The organism is Mycobacterium attenuatum, assembly GCF_900566085.1.
In the GTDB taxonomy this organism is placed as follows: Bacteria; Actinomycetota; Actinomycetes; order Mycobacteriales; family Mycobacteriaceae; genus Mycobacterium; species Mycobacterium attenuatum.
This window is the reverse complement of the sequence record NZ_UPHT01000031.1, coordinates 1-10805: the sequence shown is the minus strand read 5'-3', so window position 1 is coordinate 10805 and position 10805 is coordinate 1. Positions and strand designations below refer to the sequence as shown.

General features: G+C 64.4%; 9 protein-coding genes and 2 pseudogenes. 2 read left to right on the top strand and 9 right to left on the bottom strand.

All coding sequences use genetic code 11. The annotated features are described in order from the left end of the window. The first annotated feature begins 138 nt into the window (after positions 1 to 138). On the top strand, positions 139 to 366 hold the full coding sequence (locus EET13_RS04845; RefSeq protein ID WP_122441224.1) for a hypothetical protein: 228 nt from the start codon (positions 139 to 141) through the stop codon (positions 364 to 366). 3 nt (positions 367 to 369) lie between these two features. On the opposite strand, the gene EET13_RS04840 is transcribed toward EET13_RS04845, so the two are convergent. The 3 genes and pseudogenes from EET13_RS04840 to EET13_RS04830 form a co-directional block, all read right to left on the bottom strand. Continuing rightward, a complete protein-coding gene (locus EET13_RS04840) occupies positions 370 to 1578 on the bottom strand; it encodes an NAD(P)/FAD-dependent oxidoreductase (RefSeq protein ID WP_122441226.1) in 1209 nt (402 codons plus the stop codon). 18 nt (positions 1579 to 1596) lie between these two features. Next, positions 1597 to 2421, bottom strand: coding sequence for a mycofactocin-coupled SDR family oxidoreductase (locus tag EET13_RS04835; protein ID WP_244603766.1), 825 nt, complete (start codon positions 2419 to 2421; stop codon positions 1597 to 1599). Between the two features lie 249 nt (positions 2422 to 2670). Next, positions 2671 to 2910, bottom strand: a pseudogene (locus tag EET13_RS04830) (SHOCT domain-containing protein); the annotation flags it as partial. Positions 2911 to 3048: 138 nt separating this feature from the next. Here EET13_RS04830 and EET13_RS04825 point away from each other — a divergent pair. Next, entirely contained in the window at positions 3049 to 4287 is a 1239-nt protein-coding gene (locus EET13_RS04825; RefSeq protein ID WP_047316157.1) for an IS256 family transposase, read from the top strand. A 72-nt stretch (positions 4288 to 4359) separates the two neighbouring features. Here EET13_RS04825 and EET13_RS04820 read toward each other — a convergent pair. From EET13_RS04820 to EET13_RS04795, 6 genes and pseudogenes are all read right to left on the bottom strand, one after another. Further along, positions 4360 to 4944, bottom strand: a pseudogene (locus EET13_RS04820) (SHOCT domain-containing protein); the annotation flags it as partial. Positions 4945 to 5100: 156 nt separating this feature from the next. Next, a complete protein-coding gene (tuf, locus tag EET13_RS04815) occupies positions 5101 to 6291 on the bottom strand; it encodes an elongation factor Tu (RefSeq protein ID WP_063469927.1) in 1191 nt (396 codons plus the stop codon). A 101-nt stretch (positions 6292 to 6392) separates the two neighbouring features. Continuing rightward, positions 6393 to 8498 (bottom strand): elongation factor G, encoded by a 2106-nt coding sequence (gene fusA, locus EET13_RS04810; RefSeq protein WP_122441223.1) that lies wholly within the window; start codon positions 8496 to 8498, stop codon positions 6393 to 6395. Between the two features lie 75 nt (positions 8499 to 8573). Next, a complete protein-coding gene (gene rpsG / locus EET13_RS04805; protein ID WP_083045952.1) occupies positions 8574 to 9044 on the bottom strand; it encodes a 30S ribosomal protein S7 in 471 nt (156 codons plus the stop codon). After that, positions 9044 to 9418 (bottom strand): 30S ribosomal protein S12, encoded by a 375-nt coding sequence (rpsL, locus tag EET13_RS04800; protein ID WP_007167812.1) that lies wholly within the window; start codon positions 9416 to 9418, stop codon positions 9044 to 9046. Before rpsL ends, rpsG begins: the two co-directional genes overlap by 1 nt. A gap of 325 nt (positions 9419 to 9743) precedes the next feature. Beyond that, positions 9744 to 10397 (bottom strand): TetR/AcrR family transcriptional regulator, encoded by a 654-nt coding sequence (locus EET13_RS04795; RefSeq protein ID WP_122441222.1) that lies wholly within the window; start codon positions 10395 to 10397, stop codon positions 9744 to 9746. Positions 10398 to 10805 lie beyond the last annotated feature (408 nt).

Genomic DNA, 10805 nt, shown 5'->3' with positions numbered 1-10805 from the left:
GCCTTCCAACTCCTCAACACAACCATCCCGCTAAGCCTGCAGTAGCCAAAACATCCACACCCGAAAACACCGAACCCCCAGCTCAACTGGGGGTTCGAGCGTCCTCACCGCCGTAACTTCGGGCTAGAGCAGTTCCGAATGCAGTTGCGCAACACCACGATTCCGCTATGGCGGACTCACGCACCGGAGATTTCGACGTTCTCGGGATTGATGGACGAGCGTGTGCAGGCGAACTGTCGGGCGCTCCAGGAATTCGGTCAACAAATCCAGACCGGAATACAGCCAGAACACCAAACCACCGAATGGCTGACCGCCGTGGCTGAGCTCGCAACGGCCATCCGAACCCGTCAAGTGCTGCCGGAATAAGGCTCAACCGGCGTCGGGTGATTCCAGCATTTCCGAGATGGGCGCGCCCGCGGCGATCTTGGCTCGCACCTTCATGACCTTGCCCGGCATCCCGCCGCCCACCACCCCGACCAGCACACCATCGCGTTCGTAGTAGGCCAGGAACCTGCGGCCATCGTCCTCGACGAGGTGGACGATATCGGTGGCGTGCGGCTCGCCCAGGCATTGGATCTTGACGTCATACTGGTCGCTCCAGAAGTAGGGGACGACCACATTTGACGGCACTTCCCGTCCCAGCATCGCCGGCACCACAACCCGGGCCTGGTCGGCGACGTTGCTCCAATGTTCCACTCGCACTTGGTGCCCCATCGGATCACGCCACGAGGCGACATCACCGAGCGCCCAGACGTTTGGCGCGCTGGTGCGTCCGGCATCGTCACAGATCACGCCGTTGTCGACCGCAACGCCGCTACCGTCGAGCCAGCCGGTTGCCGGGTGCGACCCGATGCCGACCACCACCAGATCTGCCGGCAGCTCCGTGCCGTCGGTCAGGACCACCGTGTCGACGTGGCCCGCCCCGCGCACCTCGGCGACCCCGATACCGGTGCGAACGTCGACGCCTTCGTCGCGATGCAGGCGTGCCACCAGTTGACCGATCTGCTCGCCCAGCACCGATGCCAGCGGCGTGGGCTGCGGCTCGACCAGCACCACGGCCACATCCAGGCCGCGCAGGCTGGCCGCGACCTCGCAGCCGATGAAACCGGCCCCGATGACGACAGCGCGGTCGGCGGCCGCCGCGTGGGTACGCAACGCCATGCACTCGTCGTAGGACCGCAGCACCCGAATGCCCTCGATGTCGGGAAACGCCGGGATGCGCCGCGGCACCAAACCGGTCGCGATGACGAGCTCGTCATAGCCCAGCACCGTTCCGTCGCCCAGGGTCAAGGTCTGCGCGACGATGTCGAGGCCGGTGGCCGCCGAACCGAGCCGAAGGGTGATGTCTTTCTCGTCGTACCACTCGCGGGGTTTGAGGGCGACGTCGTCGACCTCCTTGCGCAGCACTTCCTTCGACAGTGGCGGCCGGTCGTAGGGCAGATGGACCTCGTCGCTGACGATCGTGAGGCGACCCGCGTAGCCGGCCCGTCGCAGTTGCTCGGCGGTACGGGCCGCGGCCAGTCCGCCACCGACGATCACGATTCCGCTGTTTGCGCCTTCGCTACTGGTCACCTGCAGTTCATACACGATCGCGTGTCAATACTTCAAGGCGCCCTTGTCGACAGGGATCTGCGCTCCCGTCAACGTGGCCGAACCGTCGCTAGCTAACCACACCACGACATCAGAAACCTCATCAGGAGCCATTAATGCCTTGGGTTGCAACGGCATTGGCGGAAAGCTGTGCACATAGCTAGTGTGCATGGCGAACATCTGCATCATTGCTTTGGGCTTGATCATCGGGCTGTCGACCGAGTACGGATGAATGGAGTTGACCCGGATCCCGAATTCGGCGACCTCGAGCGCCAAGGTGTTGGTCAACGCGACGAGCCCGTGCTTGCTCGCCGCATAGTGGCCGTTACCCGGTGTGGCCTTCAGACCCGCCGAGGAGCTGACCACCACGATCGATCCGCCGTTACCGGCTTCGATCATGGCGGGTACCGCCGCACGTAGGGTCTGCCAGGTGCCGGTGAGGTTGACCCCGATGACGGTGTCCCACTGCTCATCGGTGAGTTCCCAGAGCCGGCCCCAGCCCAGCACCCCCGCATTGGCCACCAGGATGTCCAGCCGCCCGAACGCTTCGATGCCGTCGGCCACCAGCTGCCGTAGTGCCGCGCCGTCGCGGACATCGGCTTCCCGTGCCAGCACCTTGCGGCCCTCGGCCGTCACGGCCCGGACGGTCTCGTTGAGATCCTCTGATGTGGCCGCAGGGTAGGTGAGGCAGTCGGACGCCGGCGCACAGATGTCCAGAGCGATGATGTCGGCGCCTTCCCGGGCCAGCCGTACCGCGTGCGAGCGTCCCTGAGCCCGGGCAGCCCCGGTGACGAATGCGACCCGTCCCTGCAGTGCTCCAGCCACGCGCACCCCTTCCACCCCCTGTCAGGCTAGCAGCGGAATTGGAACGTGTTCTAACGGCCGGCGACGAGGCGACGGCGGAGCACGGGCGGGCTGGTCCGTCCGGCGTGCAGTGGCGGCGTTGACCGTGCGGCCACGGCGAGTCCAAGGCCGGTAGGCCGGCGTGTGTTCACGCCGGAATCCATAGGCGCACACTCGAGCCATAGGCGGCGTTGGGGGTCGCCGCGATCCAGCCGCCCGGCGACGAACCCGTCCCGCTCAGATTTCGGCGATGATCTGCGCGCGCCGGCTCGCGTATTCCTGATCGTTCACCACGCCGCTGGCCCGCAGCGACTCCAGCTCCTGCAGACGCTCGGCGATTGAGGCTTGCGAGGCGGTCGCCTGGGCCGCCGGGGCCTGCTGCTGGGCAGCCCGTCGTACCACCGCCTGGATCTGCTGGCGCAACGCCGGATTCGATCGGATGTCGACCATTCGGTTGAGTGGAAGGGTAAGTCCCTTGGGGTGGTGGGGTTTCGGGCTTGAGGTTGACCATGTCCGGGCTGTGCCGGGTGTGTCGGTGAGGGCTTCGGGGTGGGCCATCGCGTAGTGGTCAGTGAGTTACCTACCAAGTGACTCAAGCAAAGGACACACCACGCGATGACCCATGACCATTCTGCCCTGCTCGCCCAGCTCGACGCCCTGAAGTCCGCGGACGTCGGGGCGGTGTTCGCCGAGTTGATCCGCGCCGGGCTACAGGCGTTGATCGAGGCCGAGGCCACCGAGACGATCGGCGCCGGCCGCTACCAGCGCTCCGAAGACCGCAGCACCCACCGCAACGGCCATCGCTCCAAGACGGTGTCGACCACCTCCGGGGATATCGAGGTCAAGATCCCCAAGCTGCGCTCGGGGTCGTTCTTCCCCTCGCTGCTGGAGCGGCGCCGGCGCATCGACAAGGCCTTGCACGCGGTGATCATGGAGGCCTACGTGCATGGGGTCTCCACCCGCAGTGTCGATGACCTCGTCGCCGCACTCGGGGTGGATTCCGGCATCTCCAAGTCCGAGGTCTCCCGGATCTGCGCGGGCCTGGACCGCGAGATCGAGGCCTTCCGGAGCAGAACCTTGACCCACACCCAGTTCCCGTACGTGTTCGCCGATGCCACCTTCTGCAAGGTCCGCGTCGGGGCGCATGTGGTGTCCCAGGCCCTGGTGGTGGCGACCGGGGTGTCCATCGAAGGCACCCGGGAGGTGTTGGGCACCGCCGTCGGGGACAGCGAGTCCTTCGAGTTCTGGCGGGAGTTCCTGGCCAGCCTCAAGGCCCGCGGCCTGGCCGGGGTGCATCTGGTCATCTCCGATGCCCACGCCGGGCTCAAATCCGCTGTCGCCCAGCAGTTCTCCGGATCGTCCTGGCAGCGCTGCCGGGTGCATTTCATGCGCAATCTGCACGGCGCGGTCTCAGCCAAGCATGCCCCGGCGGTGACCGCGGCGGTCAAGACCGTCTTCGCCCACACCGACCCCGACGAGGTCGCCGCCCAGTGGGACACCGTCGCCGACTCCCTGGCGGCCAGTTTCCCCAAGGTGGCCGCCATGATGAACGAGGCCAAAGCCGACGTCCTGGCCTTCACCGCGTTCCCGCGGGCGCACTGGCAGAAGATCTGGTCGAATAACCCGATCGAACGGCTCAACAAGGAGATCAAACGCCGCGCTGACGTCGTGGAGATCTTCCCCAACCCGGCGGCGTTCCTGCGCCTGGCCACCGCCGTGGTCATCGAGGCCCACGACGAGTGGCAGGTCACCCGCCGCTACCTCTCGGAGATCTCCATGGCCGAGCTCCGCAAAGTCATCGCCGCCAAGCAGACAGCCGAGAAACCGGTAGCCGAACAACTCCAAATCGCCTAACCTTCAGCACGACTCGTTGATCACTGCGCGTGACTCCACGCCGATCCGAAGTCCACCACCCCACGGGGCACTGTCGAGTGGAATGCCATTGGCCTTCAGGATCTGCAGGATTTCCATCAATGGCGCGGCCTGACCGCTCAGGTCATAAGTCTGGTTGTCTTCGGCGAGGGTGAACTGGGCCGGAAGCAGACCGTTGACCAGCGCACTGCGCTCCCAGTCGATCAGGTATTCCTGGGTGGTCGGATCGACCAGGACGACAAGCTTGCGCGCGGTCAGATTGCCAAGCCGGGTCACGCTGGCGATCACCCGGTCTTCGCTGTCGAACGGCACGATGCCAGGACCCGAGATGTGCAGATGCACCTTGACCACCGGTTGATCGTTGATCCGGGTCCCCGTTTCCGTGAGGCCGGTGATCTGCGCAAGCGCCAGCACGCCGCTCTGCTCGAGCGCGGCACTCTTGGCCGCCGTCTTGGCGCCGTAGTTGGTCAGCGCCAATGCGATGAGCACGTCGGCCACGGTGATCAACAGGCCGACATAGAACATCCACGACATCAGACTGCCCAGCCCGAGCGTGAAGTAGACGATCAGGAAGATCGGCCCGACCAGCCCGCCGCACAACAGCACCAACAACTGCATCTTGATATAGCGCGCCAGCATGTGCCTGCTCCTCACATCACCGGATAGGTCGTGTCAGACTAGCGCGCGCGCTGGCCTACCGATCACATACCGCGGTGTGGACAGGTAGTTACGCCACGACGGCAAAAGGCCCGGATCGCCGGTGTTCGGCAATCCGGGCCTGGTGCTGCCTTGGCTCTACTTGATGATCTTGGTGACCCGGCCGGCGCCGACGGTGCGGCCACCCTCGCGGATCGCGAACCGAAGACCCTCGTCCATGGCCACAGGCTGGATGAGCTTCACCGAGATGTTGGTGTTGTCACCGGGCATCACCATCTCCGTGCCCTCCGGCAGCGTCACCACACCGGTCACGTCGGTGGTGCGGAAGTAGAACTGCGGACGGTAGTTGTTGAAGAACGGCGTGTGCCGGCCACCCTCGTCCTTGGACAGGATGTACACCTGGCCCTCGAACTCGGTGTGCGGGGTGGTGGTGCCGGGCTTGATGACGACCTGACCGCGCTCGACATCCTCACGCTTGACACCACGCAGCAGTAGACCAACGTTGTCGCCCGCCTGACCCTGGTCGAGCAGCTTGCGGAACATCTCCACACCGGTGACCGTGGTCTTGGTCGTCGTCGGGCGGATGCCGACGATCTCGACCTCCTCATTGACGTTGACCACGCCGCGCTCCACACGACCGGTCACCACGGTACCGCGGCCGGTGATGGTGAAGACGTCCTCGACCGGCATCAGGAACGGCTTGTCGGTCTCGCGAACCGGGTCGGGGATCGACTCGTCGACCGCATCCATCAGCTGCTCCACGGACTCCACCCACTTGGGATCGCCCTCAAGAGCCTTCAGCGCCGAGACCCGTACCACCGGGGCGTCCTCGTCGAACTCCTGCGCGGCCAGCAGCTCGCGGACCTCCATCTCGACGAGCTCCAGCAGCTCCTCGTCATCCACGGCGTCGGCCTTGTTCAGCGCGACCAGGATGTAGGGCACACCCACCTGACGCGCGAGCAGCACGTGCTCGCGGGTCTGCGGCATCGGGCCGTCGGTGGCGGCGACCACCAGGATCGCACCGTCCATCTGGGCGGCACCGGTGATCATGTTCTTGATGTAGTCGGCGTGGCCCGGCGCGTCGACATGGGCATAGTGCCGCTTCTCGGTCTGGTACTCCACGTGCGCGATGTTGATGGTGATACCGCGCTGACGTTCCTCAGGCGCGTTGTCGATCTGGTCGAACGCCTTCGACTCGTTCAAGTCCGGGAACTTGTCGTGCAGGACCTTGGTGATAGCCGCGGTCAGGGTGGTCTTGCCGTGGTCAACGTGACCGATGGTCCCGATGTTGACGTGGGGCTTGGTCCGCTGGAACTTCGCCTTCGCCACTGTTGTGTCCTCCTGGACTGTTGGTGCTTATAAAAGCAGTGTTGATGTTTTCGGTTTTGCCGCGGTGCTAACCGGGCCAGCTTACTCGTAGGCTTCTCGGTTTATTCCCCGGTCGCCTTCGCGATGATCTCCTTCGACACCTGCGCCGGCACTTCGGCGTACGAGTCGAACACCATCGAGTAGTTCGCCCGGCCTTGAGTCTTGGACCGCAGGTCGCCGACGTAGCCGAACATCTCCGACAGCGGCACGTGCGCCCTGACGACGCGCGCACCCGCCCGCTCCTCCATGGCTTGGATTTGGCCACGGCGGGAGTTCAGGTCGCCGATCACATCACCCATGTAGTCCTCAGGTGTGGTGACCTCGACGGCCATAATCGGTTCCAGGATGACCGGTTGCGCTTGTGCCGCAGCCTTTTTCAGCACTTGCGAACCGGCGATCTTAAACGCCATTTCCGACGAGTCAACCTCGTGGAAGGCACCATCGAGCAAGGTGACCTTCAGGTTCACCAACGGGTAGCCGGCCAGCACGCCGTACTGCATCGCGTCCTGCGCTCCGGCATCGACCGACGGGATGTACTCGCGCGGGATGCGCCCACCGGTGACCTTGCTCTCGAATTCGTAGGTTGCGCCGTCTTCGCTGGTGAACGGCTCCAGTTTGATGAGCACCTTGGCGAATTGTCCGGAGCCGCCGGTCTGCTTCTTGTGGGTGTACTCGACGCTGTCCACCACGCGGCGGATGGTCTCCTTGTAGGCCACCTGCGGCTTGCCGACATTGGCCTCGACCTTGAATTCGCGGCGCATGCGGTCGACCAGGATGTCCAGGTGCAACTCGCCCATGCCGCCGATCACGGTCTGGCCGGTCTCCTGGTCCAGGTGCACCTTGAAGGTCGGGTCCTCCTCGGCGAGCTTCTGGATCGACAGGCTCAACTTCTCCTGGTCGCTCTTGGTCTTGGGCTCGATGGCCACCTCGATCACCGGGTCGGGGAAGGTCATCGACTCGAGCACGATCTGCTGGTTCGGGTCGCTCAGGGTGTCACCGGTGGTGGTGTCCTTGAGGCCGATCACCGCGTAGATGTGCCCCGCGGAGGCTGTCTCCACCGGGTTTTCCTTATTGGAGTGCATCTGGAACAGCTTGCCCAGACGCTCTTTCTTGCCCTTGGTGGCGTTGATGACCTGTGAGCCGGAATCGACCTTGCCCGAGTACACCCGGACATAGGTGAGCTTGCCGAAGAACGGGTGCGAAGCGACCTTGAACGCCAGCGCGGAGAAAGGCTCGTCGGTCGAGGGCTTGCGCACGACCTCCACGTCCTCTTTCCCCGGTGCGTGGCCGATGGCCGGCGGCACGTCCAGCGGCGAAGGCAGGTAATCGATCACGGCGTCGAGCATCGGCTGTACGCCCTTGTTCTTGAACGCGCTGCCGCACAGCACCAGGTAAGCCTCGGAGTTGATGGTGAGCTTGCGCAGCGCACCTTTGATCTCCGCGACCGTCAATTCCTCGCCGCCGAGATACTTCTCCAGCAGCGTCTCGTCGGTCTCGGCGACGGCCTCGATCAGCTTGGTGCGATATTCGTCGGCCTGCTCGGCCAGCTCGGCCGGAATCTCGATGGTGTCGTAGGTTTCGCCGAGCTTGGTCTCGCCGCGCCAAACCTTCGCGTTCATCTCGACCAGGTCGACGACGCCTTCGAAGTCGCCCTCGGAGCCGACCGGCAGCTGGATGGGAATGACGTTGGCGCCCAACCGCTCCTCCATGGTCTTCACAGAGAAGTAGAAGTCGGCGCCGATCTTGTCCATCTTGTTGACGAAGCAGATCCGCGGGACGTCGTACTTGTCGGCCTGCCGCCAAACCTGCTCGGACTGCGGCTCGACACCTTCCTTGCCGTCGAACACCGCGACCGCGCCGTCGAGCACCCGCAGGCTGCGCTCAACTTCGACCGTGAAATCCACGTGACCAGGCGTGTCGATGATGTTGATCTGGTTGTCGTTCCAGAAACAGGTGGTGGCCGCGGAGGTGATGGTGATCCCCCGCTCCTGCTCCTGCTCCATCCAGTCCATGGTGGCGGCGCCATCGTGCACCTCACCGATCTTGTAGCTGATACCGGTGTAGTAGAGGATGCGCTCGGTCGTCGTGGTCTTGCCGGCGTCGATGTGCGCCATGATGCCGATGTTGCGGACCTTCGTCAGGTCCGTCAGCACGTCCTTCTGTGCCACAGAAGTCTTCCCACTCTTTCAGTTGCTAAGTTAGTTCGCTGTCAGTTCGCCCGGCTGCTGTTCCACCGGCGACTTTCACCAGCGGTAATGCGCGAATGCGCGGTTTGCCTCGGCCATCTTGTGGGTGTCCTCACGCCGCTTGACGGAGGCCCCGAGGCCGTTGCTGGCGTCCAGGATCTCGTTGGCCAGCCGCTCGATCATCGTCTTCTCCCGGCGTTGCCGCGAGTAGCCGACCAGCCAGCGCAGCGCCAGCGTCGTGGACCGGTCCGGGCGCACCTCGACCGGCACCTGGTACGTCGCACCACCGACGCGGCGGCTGCGGACTTCCAGAGCCGGCTTGACGTTGTCGAGTGCACGCTTGAGGGTGATGACGGGATCGGTCCCGGTCTTTTCGCGAGCATGTTCGAGCGCGCCGTAAACGATGCGCTCGGCCAACGATTTCTTCCCCTTCAGCAGAACCTTGTTCACCAGTTGGGTGACCAGTTGAGACCCGTAGACGGGGTCGTTGACCAACGGACGCTTGGGCGCGGGCCCCTTGCGCGGCATCAGCTCTTCTCCTTCTTGGCGCCGTAACGGCTGCGAGCCTGCTTGCGGTTCTTCACGCCCTGAGTGTCGAGCGAACCGCGGATGATCTTGTACCGCACACCGGGCAGGTCCTTGACCCGGCCGCCGCGCACCAGCACCATCGAGTGCTCCTGCAGGTTGTGGCCCTCGCCGGGGATGTACGCCGTGACCTCAACCTGGCTGGTCAGCTTCACACGCGCGACCTTGCGAAGTGCCGAGTTCGGCTTCTTCGGCGTGGTCGTGTACACCCGGGTGCACACGCCGCGGCGCTGCGGGCTGCCCTTGAGAGCCGCGGTCTTGACCTTGGCGATCTTGTCCCGACGACCCTTGCGGACCAGCTGCTGAATGGTTGGCATCTACCGGCTTTCTGTGTCGCTGTCTGGGCCCGGTTCCGGTCCCCATACTGATATCAAGTCGTTGTACTGCAGTTATGCCCCGCCTCGGAATAGACGCGGTGTATCCCGCGGCCGGGTGTGTCGCATGCGGTTGGCCTCCGAACTCAATCCGCCGCGTCCGTGACGTCTCCGCGACATCATGGACATGCGAATTGGCCCGGCATCCACGCCCTCAAGTCGGGCGCTGTAGGCCGCCAGGCACGAGCAACCACAATACCGCTCGCCGGTCAGGCAGGTCAAAGTGGTGCCCGAAGGTAGCGAAGATCCATTACCACGCGGCCTCCGATCAGGCTCGCGCCTGCTCAGCGCCGTGCTGCGCAGTGCGCTTTTCCATCCCCGCGGCCAGGCGCAACACCATGTCCGAGAACACCACGTCGGTGTCGATCTCATCCATCACGCCGGTCATTTCCAGCAACACAAATCCATGCAATGCCGACCAGAACTCCAGCGCAGCATAAAAGGCCTCCTCACCTTCCAGGCCGTAGGAGGACAGCACCGCGATCACCGGAGCGGCCGCGCTTCTGGTGGCCGCAGCGTAGTCGGGATCCTCGCCGCCCAACGGCATCCGGGTGAACGCCGAGTACCGCCCGGGGTGGTGGTGCGCATAGCTGCGGTATGCACCGGCCATGACCAATACCGCGTCATCGCGGGCACGCCCCTCACCGACCCTGTTCAGCATGGTGATGATGTCGTCGATCACCCGAACCCGCACGGACCGGCGCAAATCCTCGAGGCTGTCCACGTGGTTGTACAGCGACGGCCCCTTGGTTCCCAGTTGCGTCGCCAGCGCGTTGATGGTCAGCGAATCCCAGCCCTCCCGGTCCAGGAAGGCCAAGGCGCCCTCGACGATGGTGTCGCGGCTCAACTTGGCCGGGCGTGCCGCAGCTTTCACAGCACGCTGGCGCCCGGCCGCTGACGGCGGTTCCGGCGAAGCTGCCATGAGGATCGTCCTTCAATTGCTCTGTGTGTTCAGTGTGTTCAGTGAGCTGAATGTGCTCACCGTGCTCACTATGCGATGACAATGCGTCATCGCCGGTCTGCGATGGTAGGTCCACGGGGGAAGGTCAACTAATGACTCTAGTTGACCGGACCGTGGATCGGACGAGCCAGCTGCGGGCGGGTGCGGCGCCAACCGAATGCGCGCAACGCCTGTCGTCGCGCTGGGGATACACCTACGCTACTTCGACCTGAAAAAGTCGGACCTGTGCTGAGCGGCTGTGCCTGGTTGTGGTCGAGGGGTGGGTGAGTGGGTGGCTTGGGCGCCTTTGATCACACGGCGAGGGCGCTGATCTTGACCAGGTTGTGGGCGAGGACGCCGTGCCCGGTCCAGATTCGGGTTCCTTCGGTG

What these genes read in the sequence shown, in the direction of transcription:
- EET13_RS04825 (WP_047316157.1), top strand. Translation starts at nt 3,049, where the DNA reads ATGACCCATGACCATTCTGCCCTGCTCGCCCAGCTCGACGCCCTGAAG.
- EET13_RS04795 (WP_122441222.1), bottom strand. Translation starts at nt 10,397, where the DNA reads ATGGCAGCTTCGCCGGAACCGCCGTCAGCGGCCGGGCGCCAGCGTGCT.
- rpsL (WP_007167812.1), bottom strand. Translation starts at nt 9,418, where the DNA reads ATGCCAACCATTCAGCAGCTGGTCCGCAAGGGTCGTCGGGACAAGATC.
- rpsG (WP_083045952.1), bottom strand. Translation starts at nt 9,044, where the DNA reads ATGCCGCGCAAGGGGCCCGCGCCCAAGCGTCCGTTGGTCAACGACCCC.
- EET13_RS04845 (WP_122441224.1), top strand. Translation starts at nt 139, where the DNA reads ATGCAGTTGCGCAACACCACGATTCCGCTATGGCGGACTCACGCACCG.